The organism is Salidesulfovibrio brasiliensis JCM 12178 (assembly GCF_001311825.1).
GTDB lineage: Bacteria > Desulfobacterota > Desulfovibrionia > Desulfovibrionales > Desulfovibrionaceae > Pseudodesulfovibrio > Pseudodesulfovibrio brasiliensis.
Genome location: NZ_BBCB01000049.1, coordinates 1 through 22,534 on the forward strand (window position 1 = coordinate 1; position 22,534 = coordinate 22,534).

At 61.6% G+C, this 22,534-nt stretch carries 20 protein-coding genes and 1 pseudogene; 7 read left to right on the forward strand and 14 right to left on the reverse strand.

Features of this window, described 5'->3' with window-relative positions; translation table 11 throughout:
- The 3 genes from JCM12178_RS11650 to JCM12178_RS11655 form a co-directional block, all read left to right on the forward strand.
- Nucleotides 1-1,299 (forward strand): FAD-binding protein (locus JCM12178_RS11650; RefSeq protein WP_054651563.1); only part of this gene is annotated, 1,299 nt, incomplete at its 5' end.
- Nucleotides 1,300-1,548: 249 nt separating this feature from the next.
- Nucleotides 1,549-1,686 (forward strand): symporter small accessory protein, encoded by a 138-nt coding sequence (locus tag JCM12178_RS18730; RefSeq protein WP_172677124.1) that lies wholly within the window; start codon nt 1,549-1,551, stop codon nt 1,684-1,686.
- A 2-nt stretch (nt 1,687-1,688) separates the two neighbouring features.
- Nucleotides 1,689-3,284 (forward strand): sodium:solute symporter family protein, encoded by a 1,596-nt coding sequence (locus tag JCM12178_RS11655; protein WP_054651565.1) that lies wholly within the window; start codon nt 1,689-1,691, stop codon nt 3,282-3,284.
- A 47-nt stretch (nt 3,285-3,331) separates the two neighbouring features.
- Here JCM12178_RS11655 and JCM12178_RS11660 read toward each other — a convergent pair whose 3' ends face one another.
- The 3 genes from JCM12178_RS11660 to JCM12178_RS11670 are packed head-to-tail and all read right to left on the reverse strand — an operon-like array spanning nt 3,332 to nt 9,340.
- Nucleotides 3,332-4,600, reverse strand: a complete 1,269-nt coding sequence (locus tag JCM12178_RS11660; RefSeq protein ID WP_054651567.1) for a PAS domain-containing sensor histidine kinase — start codon at nt 4,598-4,600, stop codon at nt 3,332-3,334.
- Nucleotides 4,584-5,747 carry an alcohol dehydrogenase-like regulatory protein ErcA gene (gene ercA / locus JCM12178_RS11665; protein ID WP_054651569.1) on the reverse strand — a complete coding sequence of 388 codons (1,164 nt, stop codon included), beginning with the start codon at nt 5,745-5,747 and terminating at the stop codon, nt 4,584-4,586. Before ercA ends, JCM12178_RS11660 begins: the two co-directional genes overlap by 17 nt.
- On the reverse strand, nt 5,744-9,340 hold the full coding sequence (locus JCM12178_RS11670) for an ATP-binding protein (protein WP_054651571.1): 3,597 nt from the start codon (nt 9,338-9,340) through the stop codon (nt 5,744-5,746). The genes ercA and JCM12178_RS11670 overlap by 4 nt, the downstream gene beginning before the upstream one ends.
- 190 nt (nt 9,341-9,530) lie before the next feature.
- On the opposite strand from JCM12178_RS11670, the gene hcp reads away from it, so the two are divergent.
- Complete coding sequence (gene hcp / locus JCM12178_RS11675) at nt 9,531-11,156, forward strand: hydroxylamine reductase (RefSeq protein ID WP_054651573.1); 1,626 nt, start codon at nt 9,531-9,533, stop codon at nt 11,154-11,156.
- A 96-nt stretch (nt 11,157-11,252) separates the two neighbouring features.
- Here the strand turns inward: hcp and JCM12178_RS11680 are convergent, their stop codons facing one another.
- The 8 genes from JCM12178_RS11680 to JCM12178_RS11700 all read right to left on the reverse strand — a co-directional run bounded on the left by JCM12178_RS11680 (nt 11,253) and on the right by JCM12178_RS11700 (nt 15,025).
- Complete coding sequence (locus tag JCM12178_RS11680; RefSeq protein WP_054651575.1) at nt 11,253-12,017, reverse strand: substrate-binding periplasmic protein; 765 nt, start codon at nt 12,015-12,017, stop codon at nt 11,253-11,255.
- Nucleotides 12,018-12,185: 168 nt separating this feature from the next.
- Nucleotides 12,186-12,320, reverse strand: a complete 135-nt coding sequence (locus JCM12178_RS17835; protein ID WP_083465895.1) for a DUF3096 domain-containing protein — start codon at nt 12,318-12,320, stop codon at nt 12,186-12,188.
- A gap of 4 nt (nt 12,321-12,324) precedes the next feature.
- Complete coding sequence (locus JCM12178_RS11685; protein WP_054651577.1) at nt 12,325-12,783, reverse strand: MgtC/SapB family protein; 459 nt, start codon at nt 12,781-12,783, stop codon at nt 12,325-12,327.
- A gap of 23 nt (nt 12,784-12,806) precedes the next feature.
- Entirely contained in the window at nt 12,807-12,989 is a 183-nt protein-coding gene (locus JCM12178_RS11690; RefSeq protein ID WP_054651579.1) for a hypothetical protein, read from the reverse strand.
- A 47-nt stretch (nt 12,990-13,036) separates the two neighbouring features.
- Nucleotides 13,037-13,309: a DUF1328 domain-containing protein gene (locus JCM12178_RS21275; RefSeq protein ID WP_439646708.1), complete on the reverse strand. Its 273-nt coding sequence runs from the start codon at nt 13,307-13,309 to the stop codon at nt 13,037-13,039.
- Nucleotides 13,310-13,469: 160 nt separating this feature from the next.
- On the reverse strand, nt 13,470-13,559 hold the full coding sequence (locus JCM12178_RS21005; RefSeq protein WP_083465897.1) for a DUF1328 domain-containing protein: 90 nt from the start codon (nt 13,557-13,559) through the stop codon (nt 13,470-13,472).
- Nucleotides 13,560-13,704: 145 nt separating this feature from the next.
- The gene (locus JCM12178_RS11695) at nt 13,705-14,250 is read right to left on the reverse strand and encodes a DUF3833 domain-containing protein (protein WP_054651581.1); all 546 of its coding nucleotides are present in this window, start codon (nt 14,248-14,250) and stop codon (nt 13,705-13,707) included.
- 1 nt (nt 14,251) lies between these two features.
- Nucleotides 14,252-15,025 (reverse strand): SDR family NAD(P)-dependent oxidoreductase, encoded by a 774-nt coding sequence (locus tag JCM12178_RS11700; protein WP_054651583.1) that lies wholly within the window; start codon nt 15,023-15,025, stop codon nt 14,252-14,254.
- 85 nt (nt 15,026-15,110) lie between these two features.
- Between JCM12178_RS11700 and JCM12178_RS11705 the strand changes: the two genes are divergently transcribed.
- The 3 genes from JCM12178_RS11705 to JCM12178_RS11715 are packed head-to-tail and all read left to right on the forward strand — an operon-like array spanning nt 15,111 to nt 18,971.
- The gene (locus JCM12178_RS11705; RefSeq protein WP_083465898.1) at nt 15,111-15,614 is read left to right on the forward strand and encodes a DUF2062 domain-containing protein; all 504 of its coding nucleotides are present in this window, start codon (nt 15,111-15,113) and stop codon (nt 15,612-15,614) included.
- Nucleotides 15,615-15,657: 43 nt separating this feature from the next.
- Complete coding sequence (locus tag JCM12178_RS11710; RefSeq protein WP_054651587.1) at nt 15,658-16,947, forward strand: NAD(P)/FAD-dependent oxidoreductase; 1,290 nt, start codon at nt 15,658-15,660, stop codon at nt 16,945-16,947.
- Nucleotides 16,944-18,971, forward strand: coding sequence for a DUF1365 family protein (locus JCM12178_RS11715; protein WP_054651589.1), 2,028 nt, complete (start codon nt 16,944-16,946; stop codon nt 18,969-18,971). Before JCM12178_RS11710 ends, JCM12178_RS11715 begins: the two co-directional genes overlap by 4 nt.
- Before the next feature lie 75 nt (nt 18,972-19,046).
- On the opposite strand, the gene hypE is transcribed toward JCM12178_RS11715, so the two are convergent.
- The 3 genes and pseudogenes from hypE to JCM12178_RS11730 all read right to left on the reverse strand — a co-directional run.
- Complete coding sequence (gene hypE / locus JCM12178_RS11720) at nt 19,047-20,051, reverse strand: hydrogenase expression/formation protein HypE (protein WP_054651591.1); 1,005 nt, start codon at nt 20,049-20,051, stop codon at nt 19,047-19,049.
- A 2-nt stretch (nt 20,052-20,053) separates the two neighbouring features.
- Nucleotides 20,054-21,051: pseudogene (gene hypD / locus JCM12178_RS11725) on the reverse strand (hydrogenase formation protein HypD).
- Between the two features lie 313 nt (nt 21,052-21,364).
- Nucleotides 21,365-22,534, reverse strand: a 1,170-nt coding sequence (locus tag JCM12178_RS11730) for an L-cysteine desulfidase family protein (protein ID WP_054651593.1), incomplete at its 5' end; no start/stop codon positions are given.

Sequence of the window (22,534 nt, forward strand, 5' to 3'; positions counted from 1 at the left end):
GCGCGCGAGGCGTGTCCGACCTGCGCCGTGCTGGTGGCCTGCCGTCGTCCCGGTCCCTCCGGGTCATCCTTTGCCAACCGCAATGACGCCCTTGGCGTGCAGGTCCCGCTCGACGACGCCGAGCGCGAGGCCTTTGTTCAAGAGGTGCTCGACCTCGGCCGCCCCGGTTTCGTGGACGCGAAACTGGTGCAGATTCTGGCCGAAGAGGGCAGAGAACGCTTTGAGGAGATGTTTGCTCTCGGCCTTCGTTTCCGGGGCGACGCCGAAGGACTCAAACGGTTTCCCGGCTGCGGAAGCCGCCGCCCCGGAGCGTACATATTTGATGGCCTCCGCCAAACCTTTGCCAGATTTGAGCATCGCGCCGCCACCGTGGGCGTGAATTTCAACAGCGACATCACTGTGCTCGGCCTGCTTGTGGGAGAGGCTGGATGCCATGGCGTCTGGGGGCTCGACGGGGCAGGGCAGCGAGTGGTCATCAGGGCGCGCGCTGTCATCATGGCGGCAGGCGGTCCGGCCCCGCTGTTTCGGCACCGGGTCTGCGGCCCGGCCAACGACGGCACCTCTCCGGCACTGCTGCAACGTGCCGGTTGCGAACTGAGGAATACCGGATGTCTCCAGTTTCTCTGGTATACGAGGGACAAGGAGTATGTCTGTCCCGCCAGCCTCGCTGGTCCCGAGGCCCGCATTATCGCAGACGGCAGGGAGATAGCGCCGGAGTTCGATCCGGACTTGCTGTCCATGCGCAGGACGCATTGCCCGGCCTTCATCGGCAGGCCCGACACCGTCATTGATCGTTGGCTTTCCGATCACGCGGCCGATGACGGGTTTGTCACGGTCCGGACCTCCAAAGGTGTTGTCGAGGTCGCACCCATGGCTCATGCGGGCAACGGCGGTGCGATAATCGGCCTTAACGGTGAGACGAGCGTTCCGGGCCTGTTTGCCGTGGGCGAATGCGCCACCGGGATGCACGGGGCCAACCGGCTGGGCGGGGCCATGGTGCTGGCAACGCAGGTCTTCGGCAAGCGCGCCGGGGAAGCGGCTGCGGACCATGCGCTGTCCGCCGTGGACATCGGTCCGGGCGGCGTGGAAGTCCCTGAGGCTCCCGGTCCGGTTCAGGAAGAGGTCATCTCCCGCATCCGTGAAGGAATGCAGTGCTTTGCCGCGCCGTACGCCAAAGAGGGGCTTGCCGGTTTTGCTGCGGAGCTTGCGGCGACCGCCCGGCGTTTTGACGGAACGACCGGCCTCACTGCCGAAGCCGCGCATAGAGTTGCAAACGGTTACTTGACCGACGACGTATAATTTTGCTATCTCCCCGGTATGACGAACCACGAGTCCCGCAGCTCCCGGTTTACCCACCTTTTCCTAGCCGAATTTTTCGGATTCTTTTTCTTTTTCTTCTTTTTTACCGGCACCTGCGGTTCGGAGGTTGCGTCACAGGCATAAGCGCCTGAAAGACAACGCAAACAACGGGCCGCAGGCGAAAGCCGGCGGCCCGTTTTCTTTCTGCCCCGGCTCAAGCTTCCGGCCCACAACAATGAGGAGGCCTTGATGCTGGGTTTCGACACCATTGAACCTGCCGCTGCTTTGTGGCTGTGCCTTGCCGCTTCGGCATGGTGTGTCGTCTATGGAATCAGGAACTGGAACGAGAGCGGCCGAAAACAGGTCAGCCGGGACGGGGAGGAGTAGTCATGATCTCCAAGGCTATCGCCATCCTTCTGTATCTCTGCGTGGTCATGTATCTGGGATACAAGGGGTGGCAGACCACCAAGCGGCCCACGGACTACATGCTGGCGGGGCGTCAGATGTCGCCGTGGGTCATGGCCCTTTCCTACGGAGCCACCTTTGTTTCCACCTCGGCCATCGTCGGCTTCGGGGGCGCGGCCGGGCTGTTCGGCTTTCCGCTGCTCTGGCTGACCTTCCTGACCATCTTTGTGGGGGTTTTCGTGGCCATGGTCGGGTTCGGCAAGCGCACGAGACGCATGGGGCTCTCCCTGAACAGCCACACCTTCCCGGAACTGCTCGGCAGGCGTTACGGCTCCTCCTTCATTCAGAGTTTTGCCGGGGGCATCATTTTTCTGTTCATCCCGATCTATGCGGCTGCCGTGCTCATCGGCATCTCCCGCATTCTGGAGATTTCCCTTGGCGTGCCGTATGAGGCCGCGCTGGTGGGCATGACCGTGCTGCTGGCCATCTATGTCATCAGCGGGGGGCTGAAAGCCGTCATGTACACCGATGCGTTTCAGGCGCTCATCATGGCCCTGATGATGATTATTCTGCTGGTGGGCACCTATGCCATGCTCGGCGGTGTGACGGAGGCGCATTCCGCGCTGGCCAAGCTGGCCCCGCTCATGCCCGAGAAGCTCAAGCTCGGCGGCATGGAAGGCTGGACGCAGGGAGCCCGGTTCGGCAGCCCGCTCTGGCTGGTCATCTACACCACCATCGTCTACGGCGTGGGCATCGGGGTGCTGGCCCAGCCGCAACTCGCGGTGCGGTTCATGACCGTGCCCAGCGACCGCGAACTGAACCGCGCCGTGCTGGTGGGCGGCATTTTCATCCCGCTCATGACCGGCGTGGCCTTCACCGTGGGCGCGCTTTCCAACGCCGTGTTCATGGAAAAGTTCGGCAAGATATCCATCGCCATGGCAGCGGGAAACATGGACAAGATCATTCCCATCTACATCGAGAAGGTCATGCCGCCGTGGTTCGCGGGGCTGTTCCTGCTCGGCATGTTCGCGGCGGCCATGAGCACCTTGTCCTCGCAGTACCATGTGGGCGGCACCTCGCTTTCGCGAGACATCTGGGAGAATGTTCGCGGCCGCGCCGGATCGGTGCTGTCGTCCCGCTTCGGCGTGACGCTGACCGTGCTGGCTGCGCTGGCATGGGCGTGGATTCTTCCGGCCTCGGTCATTGCGCGCGCAACGGCCTTCTTCTTCGGTCTGTGCGCTGCGGCGTTTCTGCCCGCGTACTGTCTCGGCCTGTACTGGAAGGGCATGACCCGGGCAGGGGCCGTGGTGTCCATGGTGGGCGGATTTGCCACCTCCATGTTCTGGCTGCTTTTCGTGCATCTCAAGGAGTCACAGGCCATCGGGCTGAGCAAAGCGCTCTTCGGCATGGACTCTCTGGCTGCGGGTGCGGCCAAGGGATCATCGCTCTGGCTTATGCAGTGGGTGGACCCCAACGTGGTCGCGCTGCCCATCTCGCTGGTGCTGGCTTTTGTGGTCAGCAGCTTCACGCAAAAGATGGAAGAGACGCACGTTGAGCGTTGCTTCGAGAATATCGGCTAGTATCCCGGCATCGGCAGGCGAAGGCGTCCGCAAGGGCGTCTTCGCCGCTATCCCGGCTGTGTGGGCAGGGTAAAGAAGAACTCGCTGCCGCCGTCTTCCGGGGTGTTGATGCTGATGCTCCCCCCGTGGGCTTCCACGATGTGCTTGCAGATGGTCAGGCCGAGGCCGGTGCCTTTCATGGGGGCGCGTTCAGCGGCATGCGCCTGTGTGATGAACTTGTCGAAGATGCTTTCCCTCAGATGTTCGGGGACGCCCGGGCCGTGGTCGCGCACGGCGATGCGGATGCCATCTTTCTCCTGTGTGGCGGAAAGCTCCACGGGTTCTCCCGAGGCGTATTTGATGGCGTTTGAGAGCAGGTTGATGACCACCTGAAGAATGCGGTCCCTGTCGGCAATGACGGGCGGAATGTCTCTTTCCGCGTTGATTTTCAGTTCGATGCCACTGCTCTCCAGGAGCCCGGATACCGAGTCCGAGGCGCGGCGGAGCAGTTCCGGCACGTCCATCTCCACGGTGTGGTATTCCATGCCCCCGGCCTCCAGCTTGGCAACGTCCAGCAGGTCATTGATCAGGTTGGTGAGCCTGTCGCCCTCGGAGACCACCACGTTGAGGTTATGTCGCATTTTCTCCAGCGAAGGGAGGAGGTCTGTGTGATCGGACTCCACCTCTGGAATGATCGAGCGTTTCAGGCGGCGATCCATTATTTTGGCGAACCCGATGATGGATGTCAGGGGCGTTCGCAGTTCGTGCGAAACGATGGAAAGGAACTCGCTCTTGGCCTGATTGGCCTTGTGCAGCGCGCGGGTGCGCTCCATGACGCGCTGTTCCAGCTCCATGTTGATCCGCTTGAGCTCCTCTTCGGCGCGTTTCCTTTCCGAAATGTCTCGGGCCACCACAACCGCTCGAGGCGGGTCGAGGCCTTCGGGGATCTGGATGCTGATGTCCACCGGGGTCCATTTCAGGGAACCGGGGCAATGCAGCTCCGTCTCCAGACGGGTGACGCCCGACTCGCTGTTCAGGATTTCGTTGACGTAGCGGGCGACGTGTGGAGGCAGGAGCTCCCGGAACGGAACGCCGATCAGGTCCTCGGGCGCGCAATCGTAGCGGTCCTGCAGGGAGCCGGAAACGTCCACGATGTCCCCGGTGAGCACATCGAGGATGAAGATGGCATCGTTGATCCTGTCGAGCAGGGCGCGGAACATTTCGAGTTCGTCAAGCCTTCGCCGCAACTCCGGGTAGTAGCTTTTCGCGATGGAGCGGCGGCCCAGACCGATGAGCCTGTCCCTTTGGGTTTCGCCCGACTCATCGCGCCTTGCCATACACCCCCTCCAGTTCCGCGGCTATGGCCTGCCTCGGATTGGTCAGCATGCACGGGTCGTTGATGGCGGTTGCGGCCAATGCGGCTATCTCTTCTTCCCCCACGCCGAGTTCCGCAAGCGTCACCTCGACGCCGCAGCGCTTTTTAATGTCCCGGAACGCCTCAAGGGTGGCCGCCTTTGCGTCCTTGACGGGCATGTCTTCCGGGATGTCGGCGCCGAGGGCGCGGGCCAGATTCGAATAGCGTTCGGGCACGGCCTCGAAATTGAATTCGATGACGTGGTCCAGCAGGATGGCGTTGCACAGCCCGTGCGGCAGGTCCAGCATCCCGCCGAGGCTGTGGGACATGGCGTGGACCGCGCCGAGGATAGCGTTGGAAAAGGCCAGCCCCGCGTAGGTGCTTGCCAGCGACATGCCTGAGCGGGCGTCCAGATTTTGCGGCTCCTCAATGGCGGTCTGGAGGTGGGTCGCGCTCTGGCGTACTGATTCCAGCGCATGCAGGTCCGTGAACGGCGAGTTGGCATTTGAGACGTATGCCTCCACTGCGTGGGTCAGGGCGTCGAGTCCGGTGTGAGCGGTCAGTTCCGGGCTCATTGTCGTGGTGAGCAGGGGGTCGATGAGTGAGACGTCGGGCACCATGGTCTTGCTGACGATGGCGATTTTCACCTTCCGGGCGGTGTCGTTGATGATACAGAACTGGGAGACGTCTGCTGCGGAACCGGAGGTGGTCGGCACGCATACGAGCGGAGGGCCGGGATGGCCGACCATGTCCACGCCCTCGAACTCGAGAACGTTCTGGCGGTTGGTGTTGACGATGCCGATGGCCTTGGCGCAGTCGATGGCGCTTCCTCCGCCCACGACCACGATGGCCTCGCAGCGGTTCTTCTGAAAGACCTCCGCGCCGTTCATTACTTCGCTGTCGCGCGGGTTGGGGGTCACGTTCGAGAAAAGGGTGTAGCTCACTCCCTCATCGCTGAGGCTGTCCATGACCATCTGCGGCCACGGCGTTTTGAGCATGCCTTCATCCGTCACAAACAGGACTTTTCTGGCAGAAAGGTTGGCTATGTGCTGTCCGGCGAGTTCGGCCGCACCGATGCCGAAAATGAGTTCGGGAGCAACGAATTTACGGAGAGCCGGGTAGGATGTCATTGCGCTTGCCTCCTTGTGATCACAGGAAACGCTATCATCACGGCATTGCTGCTGCAACTCCATGATAAAGAATGATCGTATCTATGCGTTGTTTTCCTCGGCAAGCTCGTCGAGCATGCCAGAAGCGAAGAGAGGCGGGCGAGGATTTCGTCCTCCGGGGCAATGCGGCATGCGGCTTCGGTCTGGTCGGCGAACGCGGAGCAGTTGTGGGCACCGATGACGCGGCAGATGTTTCCGATGGTCCGCAGGGTTTTCTTGGCTTCCATGCGCAGCTCGCGGGAAAGCTCGTCCCTGACGCGTTCGGCGAGGCGGTGCGCTTCGGCGATGCCGGTCCGGACAAGGTCGGTAAGCATGGTCGGGTCCAGTCCGAGACTGTCTGGAATTCCGGGGCGCCGGGGTTCCGGTTCGTCTGCCGGCACAGGGTCCGGGACAGGCGGCTCGGGCATCGGTTCCGGTGCCTCCTGTTCTTCGTGGGACGTTACCAGAACGGTTGCAGTGTCCTTGCGTAACCTGTTCATGATGCCCATCAGTTCCTCAAAGTCCACCGGCTTGGAGACATAGGCGTTCATGCCCGCCTCCAGACATTTGTCGCGGAATTCCTTGAGGGCGTGGGCCGTCATGGCGATGATGGGAATCTCCGGGTCGAGGATGCCCATCTCCGGCGTGGCGGCCCGGATGCTGCGCGTTGCGCTCAGGCCGTCCATTACGGGCATCTCCACGTCCATGAGGATCATGTCGTAGGAGGTGCTTCGGAGCATTTCGAGCACTTCTTCACCGTTTTGGGCCACGTCGTGGGTGTGGCCCATCTCTTCCAGCCGCAGGGCGGTTACCATGACGTTCACCGGGTTGTCCTCGGCAAGCAGGATGTGCAGGGCCTTGCCGTCGCTCGCGGCAGGCAATGGGGCCGTGGTCTTTATGCCGGGGCAGGTCAGGCCGGGCTGCATGTAGACGGTGAAGCGGAAGGTGCTGCCCCGTCCTGCTTCGCTCTCCACAGAGATGCTGCCGCCCATGAGCTTGATGATCTCGCGGCAGATGGAAAGACCGAGGCCGGTGCCACCGTATGCCCGCGTGTTCTGGCTGAAGCTCTGGAAGATGGAGTCCATGAACTCCGGCGGTATGCCGATGCCGGAATCCTCGACCTCAAAGCGAAGCTCATGGCGTTTGCAGCCCTCGTCATCCAGTTGGGTTTCGCCCGGAAACACCCGTACCGCGACATGCCCGTTGTGGGTGAACTTGATGGCGTTGCCCACGAGGTTGACGATCACTTGCCGCAGGCAGACCGGGTCGCCCTTGACGCAGACGGGGACGTTCTCGTTGATGTCGAGCGTGAGGTCCAGCCCTTTCTGCGCCGCCTGAACCTCCAGCGCCTTGATCGTGGTCGTCATGTGCCTCGGCAGGTCGAAGTCCACGTTGTCGAGTTCCAGTTTTTTGGCCTCGATTTTGGAAAGATCCAGAATGTCGTTGATGATCTGGAGGAGGTGGTCGGCCGATTCCTTGACGGTGAGAAGATAGTCGCGCTGGTCCTCGGCGAGTTCCGTTTGCAGCGTGATCTCGGTCATGCCCACGATGGCGTTCATGGGCGTTCTGATTTCGTGGCTCATGGCCGCGAGGAATTCGGTCTTGGCCCGGTTGGCGTTCAGGGCCTGCTCGCGCGTTGCCCGAAGCTCGTCCTCGGCGGTCTTGATGTCCGTAATGTCGTCCCACGCCCAGATCACGCCCTTGGAGAGGTCGCGCATGTCCACGGCCTTGGCATACATGCGGCACCATGAGGCGTGATTGCCCTTGCCCGTAAGCAGCCGTTCGGTCAGGTATTCGCCGGTTACGGAAAGGCTCTTGGTGGTTTCCCGGACCAGTATCTCGTGCCCGTCGCTTGGCTCGATGAGTTCGGCCCAGTTGGCCCCTTCAACCTCTTCCGGGGTGTACCCGAAGGTTTCGGCCCCGCGTTGGTTGATGGTTTCCACAATCTCGCCCCGGGTCATGGCGATGCCCATGAGCGAGTTGTCCAGAATCGCCTCCAGTTTCGAGAGCGTCTGTCGAAGGCGGTTTTCCGAGTGCTTGCGTTCCGAGATATTGCGAACGTTGGCGAGTATGGCTGCGCGCTTGCGGAACAGGATCGGGCTCAGGTGGATTTCGACGTCGAACTCGGTGCCGTCGATGGGGCGGCGTGCCACCCATTCAAACGTATGGTCCGCCCCGGCGGCAACTTCCCGCCACATGGCGGAGAGCTGGTGCAGCGGACAGCTCCGGCTGCAGATGTCGCGCGTGATGGACAGTGTGGGCAGGTCCCGGCGCTTGATGCCGAACATGTCCAGCATGCCCTGGTTGGCGTCGAGGATAAATCCCTCTGGCGTATGCACGATGATGCCGTCGTGAGTGCTGTCGAAGACAACGCGCAGCGCCTCTTCGGACTCCTTGAGTTCCGAAGTGCGTTCACGCACGCGCAGTTCCAGATCTTCGCGGATTCGGCGCAGGCTGTTCTCCGCCTGCTTGCGGCGGGTGATGTTGACGGCCAGAAAAAGGATGACGAGCGTCTGGACGGCCAGAAAAATGCCGATGCCGTAAAGCGCGAGGTAATGCTGCTCATAGAAGGAGCGGGGCATGTTGATGATGTCGCTGTCGGGCGGAAGGTCAGAGGGGTCCATGCCGAAGCGTCTGAGCTGGGTGTAGTCGTACTGGGGCGAGACAAGACCGGTGGTGATGACAGGCAGGTCTTCCGGGTGCCTGCCCGAGAGGACCAGAAGCCCGAGCTGTGCCATGGCCTGTCCCTGTCGGTAGCCGCTTGTCAGCATGCCGCCCACGATGCCGTTGCCGAGGGCGAAGTCCAGCAGGCCGAAGACGGGAACGCGGCTGGCCTCGGATATCTGCCGCACCGCCTCCTTGCCGCCGATGTACCGTTTCAGGCTGTCGCGGAAGTACGCGCCCAGAAGCACCACCGTATCAGGTTCAAGGCTGGAAACGAGGGTGAGCAGGGAGTCGAAGCTCATGGGCCGGGCGTAGGTGAGCTTGATATGGTTGCCCAGCCTGCCGAGCTGTTTGCGCATGTCGCTTTCCCAGGCGCGGCCGGTGGGTGTGTCGTCATTGATGACGAAAATACGGGTGGTGGAGGGTTGCAGCTTCAGCAGCACCCGCACGGTCTCGAGCGCGTCAACTTCTTCGGACACCCCGGTGAAGAGGGGCTGGTCCCGCAGCATCTCCTCGCGGAAATCGTTCACCCCGCAAAAGACAACCGGGACGTCCTTGAAAAGCTCTTCGTGGTATTCCTTGAGGAACTCGAACGCGTTGTTGTCACTGGCCAGCACGAGGTCCGGACGCATTTTTGCGTACTTATGGGCGTAGACCTCGTGAAGCTGCTTCTTGTACTCCTCGCTGTACTCGACACGCTTGGTGTCCATGTTCTCGACAAGAAGCTCCATCCCGGTCTCGGTCGGGCGCAGAACGTCGATGACCCCGCGGTTGATGTTCTCCACCCACGCGAGGTTTTGATGATAGGAATTGAGCAGCAGAACCCGCTTGGACGTCCGGCGCGCGTCGGCGTCGAATGTCCAGAGGAATGTCGCCAAAACGACAATGATAATCGCTGCTTTCCTTTTCATGCCCGTCCTCGTCACAACTTGCCCGTAAGACTTATCAGAACCGGATATTTTTTCCAATGCGAATGTGATTATCGGCTATTTGGAAAATAATAACGTCATTTTGACTCAAGTCATGTTGTGCTGGGAGGAGTAGTCATAAGGTTCGATCACGGTAGGAGATGAATCTTAAAACCCACCAAGGAGTAAGTATATGTTTTGTTATCAGTGTGAACAGACGGCAAAGGGACAGGGATGCAGCAAGATGGGCGTGTGCGGCAAGCAGCCTGCCACCGCCGCTCTGCAGGACCTGCTCGTTTATGCCATGCAGGGCTTCTCCCAGGTGGCCGTGACCGCCCGGGAAAACGGCATCGACTGTCCCGAGGACGGGCACTTCTTCGCCCGCGCCCTCTTTTCCACGCTTACCAACGTCAATTTCGACGATGAACGCTTCAAGCCCCTCATCGAGGAGGCCGTCAAGCGTCGCGAGAAGATCAAGCAGAACCTCGCCATCAAGGGAGTGAGTCCCGAGTGGCACCCCGCGGCCGAGTTCCAGCCCGCCGCCGACCTCGAGGGCCTGATCGCGCAGGGTGAAGCCCACGGCATCGAAAACGACCCCGAGCCGGACGCCGACATCAAGTCCCTCAAGCAGACCGTCGTCTACGGCATCAAGGGCATCGCCGCCTACGCCGACCACGCAGCCATTCTCGGACAGGAGGACCCGGAGCTCTACAAGGCCTGTCAGGAACTGCTGGCCGACACACTTCGCAGCGACCTCGACCTCGGCCTGTGGGTGGAAAACGCCCTCAAGACCGGGCATACCAATATCCGGGCCATGGAGTTGCTCGACGCGGGCAACACCGGCACCTACGGCCATCCCGTGCCCACCGAGGTTCCCCTCGGACCCAAGGCCGGTAAGGCCATCGTCGTGTCCGGACATGACCTCAAGGACCTCGAAACCCTGCTCAAGCAGACCGAAGGCAAGGGCATCACCATCTACACCCACGGCGAGATGCTGCCCTGTCATGGCTACCCCGAGCTCAAGAAGTACCCCCACTTCCACGGTCACTACGGCACTGCATGGCAGAACCAGCAGCGTGAGTTTGCCGACTTCCCCGGCGCAATCCTGATGACCACGAACTGCATCCAGAAGCCCGGCAAGGCCTATCACGACAATATCTTCACCACCGGCCTCGTCGGCTGGCCCGGCGTAACCCACGTCGGTAACGAAGACTTCACTCCGGTCATCGAAAAGGCTCTGGAAATGCCCGGCTTCACCGCCGACGAGGACAAGGGTTCCGTCATGGTCGGCTTTGCCAGAAACGCCGTGCTCGGCGTGGCGGACAAGGTCATCGAAGCCGTCAAGGGCGGCGACATCAGCCACTTCTTCCTCGTGGCGGGCTGCGACGGCGCCAAGCCCGGACGCAACTACTACACCGAGTTCGTGGAAAAGGCCCCGCAGGATAGCGTCATCCTGACCCTCGCCTGCGGCAAGTTCCGCTTCTTCGACAAGCAGCTCGGCGACATCGGCGGCATCCCCCGCCTTCTCGACGTGGGCCAGTGCAACGACGCCTTCTCCGCAGTGCAGATTGCCCTCGCGCTCGCCAACGCGTTCGACTGCGATGTCAACGAGCTGCCCCTTTCGCTCGTCCTCTCCTGGTACGAGCAGAAGGCCGTCGCTATCCTGCTCTCGCTGCTCGCCCTCGGCATCAAGAACATCAGGCTCGGACCCAGCCTGCCCGCGTTCATCACCCCCAACGTCCTCGACTTCCTCGTGGAGAACTACGACATCAAGCCCATCAGCAACCCCGAAGACGACCTCAAGGCCATCCTCGGGTAGATGAAAACAACGAACGGCCCGCCAGAAGGCGGGCCGTTTTTCCGTTTATGTCTTCAGTCGCCGAAGAACCGGTACGGGTGAATTCACAGTCGGCAGTTACTCGAGTTCCGTGTCGTCAATAAAGCCGAGTTTCGCCATGACGGCGTCCTTGGTTCCGTCTTCTTCAATCTGTTCAAGGCCCTTGTTGAAGCGTTCCAGCAGGTCCTCCCAGCCGGGGTTCGCTTTCGAGAACATGACGTGGATTCCCTTTTTCTCAAGGGCCGGACTCAAGAACTTCACGTCCGAAACCCCGCCCATGAGAACGGGGCTGTTCTTGAGGAGATAGATGGCCTGATACAGGTCGATGACAACGAGGTCCAGACGGCCCTTGAGCAGTTTCGTCAAGTTGAGCAGGTCGCTCGGGGCCGTATCCTTTTGAAGAAAGTGGGCCTTATCTATTGCGGGCGTGTTCACGTATCCGAGAACCACGCCCAGACTGTAGGGGCGCAAAGAATCGACCGTTCCGTCCCAGTGTATTTCTTTGTCCTTTCTGGCGCATAGGACCATCTGGCCGTGCAGGTATGGCTTGGACATGGCATAGGTTTCCCGCCTGCTCTTGCTGTCATATGCGCTGTACAGGGCGTCGTACTTGCCTGTGGCAACTTCGGCCATGGCCCTTTTCCATGGCAGGAAATGAAAGGTGGCCTCAATCCCTGCCCGCTTGCACGCCTCTGCGATGATTGCGGAGCCTATCCCATGTTCCGGCAAATACTCCCCTGCATAGGGTTGCCACTCCACGGTGGCAAACCGGACTGCCTCCTGAGAAAAAGCCGGAGAGGCCCAGAGTGTGAGCGTCAAAAGGAATGAAACAAACCACCGCATACGTCTCCTCCCGTACTGGCGAACACAGGTCCCGCCATGTATGCCACTGCGACCCAACCCGAAAGAACGGGCAAGGTCAAAACACCGATGATCCTGCCTTGCTTCAGTACTCAAAGATGGAAGCCCGGCTCGCACACCTTTTGCGAGGGCCGGAGCTTTTCATGATACTCAGCCGAAAAGGCCTATGAGACCGAAGACGATCAGGTAGGCCGCAACAATATAGTTGAGCATCTTGGGCATGGCGAGAATCAGTATCCCGGCCACGAGGGCCAGCAAGGGTTGTAACGCCAGATGAAATGTCATTTCTTCACTCCTTTGACTTTTCCTTGTCGTCGTTGTTCGCGATGTTCTTGAGACCGCCCACGAGACGTAGCGTGATGTAATTGAGCACACTCAGGGCGATGGCGATCTCATATCTGTTGAAGGCGACGGCTATGCCGATGGCCCCGGTGTTCCATATGCTCGCGGCGGTGGCCGTTCCTGTTACGGAACCGCCATCCTTGAGGATTGCGCCCCCGCCCAGAAAGCCGATGCCCGTGACGATGCCCTGAAAAACTCGGGCTTCCGATTCCGAGGAATCAAGCACCGACATGCCTACGAGCATGAACCCGCATGTGACGACCGCCACCAGCGGAAACGTGCGCATGCCGAAATGTATTTCGCTTCGCTCACGATCCCAGCCGATAGGCAGCGCCAGGAGGTAGGCAAACAGCAGGTGGGTCAGGTGTGACCCCACCCGCAACCAGTCAATGTCCGGTATCTGCATGGCCTGTTCTCCACGCCGGTCGATCAGTTGTCCACGGAGTCTTCGATCTTGTCTCCGGCGTCTTCAATGGCATCGCCCGCGTCTTTCACGGCTCTGTCGATTTTCTTGCCCGCCTTCTCAGCAGGGCCTTCGCTTTCGCACCCTGCGGCCACGGCCAGAACGGAAAGCAGGCACAGTGCGGCAATAAGTGTCTTCATCCATTTCATGGTAATTCTCCTTGAGGTTGTCGTTGGGGAAACGAGTTGATTTAGTTTTAGCGCATCCGGCGTCGGCGACCCATGATAAGAGACACGATGAATGCAATGATGAATATGAAAAAGAGCAACTTGGCGATTCCTGCGGCAGCGGCGGAAATACCGCCGAATCCGAAAATCCCTGCTACCAGGGCAATGATGAAGAAAACAACTGTCCAAAAAAGCATTTGACCTCCCAAAAAGGGGTTAAAAGTACGTTCTACTTTCAATAATACACGATTATAGGTTTTAATCCAGCCCCCACTGCTTAGATGGTTTTCACCTTCAGACAATCCCGCTGTCAGATTGATTGCGTTCTATCCGCCAACGGCCCAGAGTTGTATTTATTGTAAGACGAATAAACGCCCCGTCGCAAAAGAGCGGCGGGGCGTTTTGGTGTTTCTGGAGACGCTGGCTGGCAGATGCGCGGGAGCTGTTCGCCTTCGAGCATGTTCAGCAGGCACTTGCCGCCGATGTTCCGCCAAATCCGAAAACTCCGGCCACGATGGCAATAATGAAGAAAACAACGGTCCAATGAAGCATCTGACCTCCCAAAAAGGGTTAATTGCACTACTTTGATTGTAAATTACTGCGTGATTCCAAGTGTCCGTTCAACTGCTGGCCCTTGTTTCGTTACCCGCTCCCTACATGCGGACTGAATGCCTTGCCCGCCGGAAGTATCCGCCGATCAGTCACTTTCCGGTCGTTTGATGATGGTGGTGATGATTTCCCCGACCCGGAATCCCCATTTTTTCATGATGCTCTTGTTGACGACGACGTTTGGTTCCATGAGCCAGAGCCAGTCCTCGACGTTGAGGACGAAGCTTCGGCCGCTGACGGGCACGGTGAGGTCATAGTCCATGCGCAGGGCGTTTCCTGCGGTCTGGAGCTGTGCGGTGCCTTCCACGTCGGGCGCGGTGCCGATGTATCGGTTGTCGGCGGTTTTGGTGAGCGTCCAGCGTCGCTGGAGTTTTTCGCCGTCATTGAAGACGAAGTCCTCGGTGAGGGTGCCTTGGAGGGCCCCGTCCGATTCGGTCCATTCACCTCGCATGACCGCGTTGAAGGAGCGCCGGACCTTGCCGTTTCTGGAAAGGATGACGCCGTGGGCGTCGAGCTCGCCGGTGAAGAAGGTTTCGAGGGTGAAGGGCGTTCCGCCTGCGGCGTTTTCTTCGGCGCTGGGGGCGGAGCATCCCATGAGCATCATCATGCAGACGGGGATGATGAGTTTATCCATTTTATCCTCTCCTTTTTGCGCTGCCGGTGATGCGGCGCACCAGTGCGTGGTAGAGCGGGTAGGGCAATACCCTCAGGAGCTTGCAGCTCCATGAGAAGGCGGCCGGGAAGTGTATTTCCATTTTGTGCTTTTCGAGGCCGCGCCAGATGTAGTCCGCGGCTTTGTCGGCTTCGATGATGAGGGGCATGGGGTAGGTGTTCCTGTCGGTAAGCGGGGTTTTCACGAAGCCGGGGTTGATGGCGGTGACGTGCAGCCCGTAGGTCTCCACGTCGAAACGCAGGCTTTGCAGGAAGTTGTTGAGTCCGGCCTTGGTGGCACCGTAGGCAGCGGCCAGAGGCAGGCCACGGTATGAGGAGAGGGAGCCGACGCCGACGAGGTGCCCGCTGCCGCGCTCAAGCATATCGGGCAGGCCGATGAGCAGGGTGTTGATTGCGCCGACGAGGTTGATGTCGATGAGGGTGCGGCATTTCTCTGCGGTGAGTTCGCTTGCGGGCATGTTGATGTGCGTGCCTGCGTTGGCGATGACCATGTCGGGCGCGCCCCATGTCTCCTTGATGGAGCGGTAAGCTGCCCCGAGCTGTTCGGAACTGGTGACGTCGGCGGGCACGGCAAGCAGCGACTCGTCATTGCCGAGGCGTGCGACAAAGGTTTTGAGCTTTCGGCTGTTCCGGGCGGTGAGGGCGACGTTTCTGCCTTCTTTGAGAAAGCGTTTGGCGAGGGCTTCGCCGATGCCGCTGGTGGCCCCGGTCAGCCAGATGGTTCGTGCGTTCTCCATTATGATCTGCCTCCATTGGGAAAGACGGATGAGATTAATGCGACTCTAGCATGATTTTTCCAAAAAAAAAGCGTAGAGGGTGAGCATGGAGAATTCCGGATCAAAGGAAGCGATCTGGCCGGTTCGGCTGTGGCGCAGACGGGTGCGAGGGCCTGTCCTGCGGGAGCTGCGGCGCGGCGTTTCGGCGGAGCGGGTCGCGCTGGCGGTCATTGTGGGATTCGTGTCGGCAACGTGGCCGCAGATCGGGACCAACCCGATCATGGCGATCCTGCTGTCGTGGCTGTTTCGCTGCAACAAGGCGATCACGAGCGGGATCTCACTGGTGTTCACCCCGTTTCAGTATATGCTGATGATTCCGTTCCTGCGGCTGGGGGAGACGATTCTCGGGGTGGAGCATTTCGAGACGTCGGTGCCGGAGATCGTGACCATCGTGCTGACCGATCCCATCGGGTCGTTCGAGGTGCTGGGGATGCCGCTTGTTCACGCCATCGTGGGCTGGATCAGCGCGTGGGCCGTGGTCGGGCCGCTGGTGTTCTATCCTGTTAGATGGGCCATGCGCCGAATCGCGGCGAGAAGGCGATTCGGTTAATCTGAGTGTTCCCATAGGGGTTTTCTTGTTGTATACGGGGAGCATGTCTGAAAAATCCATCGACTTCACCAAGGGCGGTCTCCGGATCGCTGTCATCGGCGGCGGCATTTCGGGGATAGTGGCCTCGCACCTTATCTCTCGTTCCAACGAGGTGGTCCTTTTCGAGCGGGAACGCCTGCTCGGCGGGCACACGTACACGGTGGGCGTGGATGACGGGGGCGGAGGCGAGCAGCCCGTGGACATCGGCTTCATCGTTTTCAACGAACCCAACTATCCTGTCTTCAACCGGTTCATTTCCGAACTGGGGGTGGAGCGCGCTGTATCGGACATGTCCTTTGCGTATCACGACCCGCAGTCCGGGATGCTGTATGCGGGCACCGGCCTGCGGGGGATGCTGGCGCGCTGGAGCAATCTTGTCTCGCCGCCGTTCTGGAAGATGGTCTCGGGCATGCGCCGTTTCAGCCGCGAGGCGCGCGAAGACCTGAAGGACGGCAGCCTCGAAGGAATGACCATCGGCGAATACATGGACAGGCGAGGTCACAGCCGGGAGTTTGAGGAAAACTACCTGCTGCCCATGGCCGGGGCCATCTGGTCCGCGCCGGACGGCAGATCGCGAGAGTTTCCCGCCGAGGCCCTGATTCGGTTTTTCGACAACCACATGCTGCTCGACTATCTGGACCGGCCGCAGTGGTTTTACGTCAAGGGCGGCAGCCGGACCTACGTGCGGGCGTTCGAGAAGCGCTTCCCCGGAGAGGTCCGCACCTCCACCCCGGTGAGTGCGGTCACGCGCAGCGACGATGGCGTGGCGGTGACGGCAGACGGCCGGACCGAGACGTTCGACGCGGTGGTGCTGGCCACGCACGCGGACGTGAGCCTCGGCATGCTGACCGACCCGACGGACGAGGAGCGGCGGCTGCTTTCCCCGTGGAGTTACGCCCCGAATCGCGTGGTGCTGCATTCGGACGAGAGCTTCATGCCGCCGAAGCGTTCGGCGTGGGCCTCGTGGGTGTTCATCCGGGAGCCTGAGCGGCCGCCGGAGTCGCTGGTGGGCGTCAGCTATCATATGAACAGGCTGCAGCAGATCGCCTCGCAGCGGGAGTACATCGTCACGCTCAACCCGGTGCGCGAGCCGGGTGCGGGCGGGCCCATCGAGGACGTGGTGCTCGACCATCCGCAATACTCGCTTGCTTCGCTCAGGACGCAGGCCGAACTGGACATGCTCGACGGCGTGCGGCGCACGTTCTTCTGCGGCGCGTATCAGGGCTATGGTTTTCATGAGGACGGTGCGCGCTCCGGCGAGCGCGTGGCCCGGCAGTTCGGGGAGTCGCTGTGAACAGTTTCCTGCTGCGCTGCCGCGTGAAGCACGAGCGGTTCTCGCCCACGCCTCACGCTTTTGAATATCCGGTCCAGACCTGCCTCATCGATCTCGACGACCTGCCGGAGCTGGACGCGACCCTGCGGCTGTTCCGGCACAACGGTTTTCAGCTCACCTCGCTTTTGGACAAGGACTACCTGACCGAGGGACCGGGGCCCATCCGAGATAAACTGGCAGAATTGCTTCGCGGGCAGGGCATGGAGCTTGAGGACGCGGACACCGTCTATCTGGTCACGTCCCCGCGCTACATGAACTACGTGTTCAACCCGGTCTGTTTCTACTGGATATTTCGCGGGGGGAGCCTCGCGGCCTGCGTGGCCGAGGTCAACAACACTTTTGGCGAAAAGCACGTCTACCCGCTCCCCGGTCCGGGCGAGGCCGAAGGGTTCCCGGCGCTCTACCATGCGAAGAAGACGTTTCACGTCTCTCCGTTCTTTGACCGCGCCGGGGAATACGAGTTTCATTTTTCCGACATCAGGGAGCGGCTCTCCGTGACCGTTACCCTGTTTCGCGAAGGCGGCAAGGCGTTCGAGGCCAGCCTGACCGAGGAGGGTGACCGAGTGCCTTTGAGCGACGCGGCCCTGCTGAAGACCGTCCTGACCCGGCCGTTCCTGACGCATCTGACCTTCCCGCGCATTCTGTGGGAGGCGGGGAAAATCCATTTCGGCAAGAAGATCGGCTACAACCCCAAACCGGAACCCATGAGCGACATGACCATTCGACACGACGCCAAACCGACTGTGAAACAGCGGCTGGCCCGCAACATCGTTCTTGCCCGGCTGCGCGGCATGAGCGAGGGCCGCCTTGAACTGAAGCTGCCCGACGGGCGCGAGATGACCTTCGGGCAGGCCGAGAAGGGCGCGCGTATGGACGTCCGCGATTCGCAATTTTACCCGGAGGTGCTGCTGCACGGCGATATCGGCCTTGGGGAAACCTACTGCGACGGGCTTTGGGACACGCCCGACCTGACGGAGGTCATCCTCTTCTTTCTGCACAACCGCAACCTCCAGACCCCGGCTCCGGGGCCTGTCGGTGCCACGGTCAACAGGACGTTCGGCGCGCTACAGCACCTCAAGCACCAGTTCGCGCCACGCAACGATGAAAAGGGCTCGCGCAGCAACATCGCGGCGCACTATGACCTTTCCAACGAGCTGTTTTCCCGTTTTCTCGACCCGACCATGATGTACTCTTCGGCCGTGTTCAGAAATCCCTGCGACCGCGAGGAGCCGCTGGAAGATGCCCAGCGCCGGAAGAACAGGATGCTGGCAGACAAGATCGGCATCGGTTCCGGCGATCATGTGCTGGAGATCGGCTGCGGCTGGGGCGGGTTTGCCGAACAGATCGCCCGGGAGCGCGGCTGCCGCATCACCGGGGTCACGGTCTCGCAGGAGCAGTATGACCACGCGCGGGAGCGCATCCGTGCCGCCGGGCTGGAGGAGCTGGTGGAGATTCGGTTTCAGGATTACCGCAGAATCACCGAGCAATTCGACAAGATCGTGTCCATTGAGATGCTTGAAGCGGTGGGCCATGCCTACCACCCGCAGTTCTTCCGTAGAGTTGACGAACTGCTGGCCCCGTCCGGGTTGGCGGCGATTCAGACCATCACCATTCAGGACGCCCACTATGACCGCTACCGTTGGAGCATGGACTGGATACGCAAGCATATTTTCCCGGGCGGGCTGCTCCCCTCACTCTCCCGCATCTGCGAGGTCACGTCCCGGCGCACTTCGCTGGTGGTGCAGAACGTGGACGCCATCGGCCCGCACTACGCCAACACCCTGAGGCGCTGGCGCGAGGCCTTCAACGCCAACTGGGAGGCCATCGCCGAGCACGGGTTCGACGACTACTTCCGGCGCACGTGGAACTTCTACCTGTCCATCTGCGAGGCGGGGTTCACCTACGGGCACATCAACAACCTGCAGATCGTCCTTTCCCGGGCCGAACCTGCTGCGGTTCGCGGCTGCTGCCTCGACGACTGCTAGGGTCGCCGTTGGCCGACAAAAAACGCCCCGTCGCAAAAGAGCGGCGGGGCGTTTTGGTGTTTCTGGATACGCGGGCTAGCAGATGCGCGGGAGCTGTTCGCCTTCGAGCATGTTCAGCAGGCGCTTGCCGCCGAGCTTGGTGATCATGACCACCTTGCCGGGGTTTGTGTCGGTCACGGTGCCGATGCGCCGGGCGTCCTTGCCGAGGTCGTCGGCCTGCATGATCTGAAGGGCCTTTTCCGCGTGTTCCTCGGGCAGAACGCAGAGGAACTTGCCCTCGTTGGCGAGGTAGAGCGGGTCGAGGCCGAGGAAGGAACAGCCGCCAGCCACTTCGGGCCGCACGGGGATGCCCGCCTCTTCCAGTTCGCAGCAGACGTCCGAGCTGATGGCGATTTCGTTCATGGTCGTTGCCAGCCCGCCCCGGGTGGGGTCGCGCAGCACGTGGATTTCAGGGATTTCCTGCACCAGCTTGATGAGCAGGTGGTTGAGCGCGGCCGAGTCGCTCTCCACGCTGGTCTCGAATTCGAGGCCTTCGCGGGTGCCGAGCACGGTCAGGCCGTGGTCGCCCATGGTGCCGCTGATGAGGATGGCGTCGCCGGGTCTGGCGAGGTCGCCAGCGGGCGGGGTTTCGGTGATGATGTCGCCGATGCCCGTGGTGTTGATGAAAATCTTGTCCACCGCGCCCTTGGGTACGACCTTGGTGTCGCCGGAAACGATGCTGACGCCCGCGTGGCGCGCGGCTTCGCCCATGGCTTCCACGATCTTTTCGAGGTCGGCGACGGGCAGGCCTTCCTCGATGATGTAGCCGCAGGTGATGTAGCGCGGGATGGCGCCGAGCATGGCCACGTCGTTGACGGTGCCGTGCACGGCCAGCGAGCCGATGTTGCCGCCGGGGAAGAAGATGGGGTCCACGGTGAAGGAGTCGGTGCTCACGGCGATGCGGCCGGACACGTTCAGCTCGGCGGCGTCGTTCAGGCGGTTGAGCTCGTCGTTGCCGAGGTGCTTGAGGAAGAGTTCGGAGACGAGACGCTGGGAGGCTTTCCCGCCGGAACCGTAGTCGAGTAGGATCTTGTCACTCATGGTTAGTCAACCTTGTATTTGTAGTAGGCGGCGCAGCTTCCCTCCGTGGAGACCATGCAGGGTCCGACCGGCTTGGCCGGGGTGCAGGCCTTCTTGAAGAGCGGACATTCGTCGGGGGTCATGATGCCCTTGAGCACTTCGCCACACTTGCAGCCGGGAAGCGGCGGCACTTCCTCGATGGTGATGCCGAACTCGCGCTTGGCGTCCATGTCCGCCCATTCTTCGCGGATGTCGAGGCCCGAGCCGGGGATCATGCCGATGCCGCGCCAGAGGGCGTCGCCGGTCTGGAAGACCTGATACATGATGTCCATGGCCTTGGTGTTGCCGCCGTCGGCCACGATGCGGGTGTAGTTGTTCGTGACCTTGGGGGTACCTTCGTTGCGCCAGCGGACCATGTCCAGCAGCGACTGGAGGATGTCCACCGGCTCGAAACCGGTGACGATGGCGCTGCGGTCGTAGTCGTCGGCGATGTACCTGTAGGGTTCCAGCCCGATGACCGCCGAGACGTGGCCGGGCAGGATGAAGCCGTCGATGCGGGTCTGGGCGTCGTCCATGAGCGCGGCCAGCGCGATGGGCACGGTCTTGTGAAACGGCAGCACGCGGAAATTCGTCAGCCCCTGCTGGCGGGCCATGATCATGGTCCCGGCGATGGTGGGCGCGGTGGTCTCGAAGCCCACGCCGAGAAAGACCACGGTGCGTCCGGGTTCTCGGCGGCGGTCTTGAGCGCGTCGAACGGGGAGTAGATGACCTGCACGCGGGCGCCGTCCGCCTGTGCGGCCTTGAGGTTGCGGCCGCCGTGACCGGGCACGCGCATCAGGTCGCCGAAGGTGGCGATGATGACGTCGTCGCGCTCGGCGAGGTCGAGAAAGGCGTTCACTTCGGATTCGTGGGTCACGCAGACCGGGCAGCCGGGGCCGGAGAGGTGCACGATGCCTTCGGGCAGCAGCGAGCGCAGCCCGCTCTGGAAGATGGCCACGGTGTGCGTGCCGCAGACTTCCATGAAGCGCAGCTCGCCCTGCAGCTCGGATGTCAACTGGTCGAGCAGCTTGCGACAGAGGTCGGGATTGTGAAATTCATTAAGGATGTCGAGGCTCAAGGCTTACTCCTCGGTTGCGGTTCCAGACGGGCCTCATGGGAAATGGACCGGTTTGGGAGCATAGCCGGAATGCGGCCGACGGGCAAATGAAATCACCCGGCACGAGCATTCATGGCGGAAAAAAGGACCGGTTCGGCGGGCGGATGCGGCCTGAAACGCACAAGCCCCCTGCCGGATTGCCGGTCAGGGGGCCTTGTAAGGTCGTATGCGGCACCGGCTAGACGTCGGTGAATTTCTTTTCCAGCATGATGTTCAGGATGGTGCGGTCCGTGGCGATCATGCCCTCGGTGGACAGGGTGCCCACGTTTCGCATGGTGTCCTCGGGCGAGAGGCCGATGATGCCGTCGGTGAAGTGTACGTTGACGCCCTGCAGGGAGAAGAGCGCGGCCTGCACGGCGGTACCGGCGGCGGTGGCCAGCTTCAGGGCGCAGCCTGCCTTGGCCCCGTCGCAGATGATGCCCGCGAGGTCTTCCATGAGGTTGGTGATGGCCCCGGCGATGTGGCGCACGTCTCCGCCAAGCAGGTGGGTGACACCCGCCGTTGCGCCAGAGCCGGCGGCAACCGAGCAGCCGCAGACCGCGGAGAGTCGGCCGGTGTAAGCCTTCACGTAGGCGGTGATGATGTGCGAGAGCGCGATGGCCTCCAGCACCTGCCGCTCGGTGACATCGAGGTAGTCCTTGACCGCCCAGAGGGTCAGGATGGCGGTGAGGCCGTGGTTGCCCGAGCCGCCGGAACTCATGGCGGGCAGCGGGGCCCCGGCCATGCGCGCGTCGGATGCGCCCGAGGTCAGGATGCGCGCGGCGAGGATCATGTCTTTCTTCACCAGTTTCTGGCGCACCAGCCGTTCCATGGTCTTGCCCACGCCGAGGCCCATGCCGAACTTGAGGCCCTGTTCCGCCAGCGCGAGGTTCATGTCCACGCCTTGGCGCAGGAAACGGAAGTCCTCGTCGTCGAGTTGGTCGGTGAGGGCCACGAGGTCACGCAGGGTCAGGGTCTTGAGCCACGCCTCGAACTCGGCCAGCTTGGACGAGCCGCCGGGCGTGCAGCCGGGGGTGATGAGCGGGCTTTCCACGGGATTGCCGTCCAGCGACAGGGAGACGATGTTGTCGTGCAGTCCCTCGATGAAGGATTCGGCCACGTGGTCGCCTGCGGTGGCGCGGGCCTTGACGTGCAGGCCGTGCACGTCGGGCATGAGGTTCACCTCGACCCGGCCTTCCTGTACGGCCTTGCGCGCCTCTTCGACGCACGCTTCGTCTACCGTGGCAAGGACTTCCAGCTTGCGTTCCGGCTCGCCGCAGCAGGCCCCGAGGGCCGCCGCGAGGTCGAGGCCGGAGAGGCCGTTGGTGCCGGGGATGGAGACCGCCAGTCCGTTCTTTGTAGACGTGGG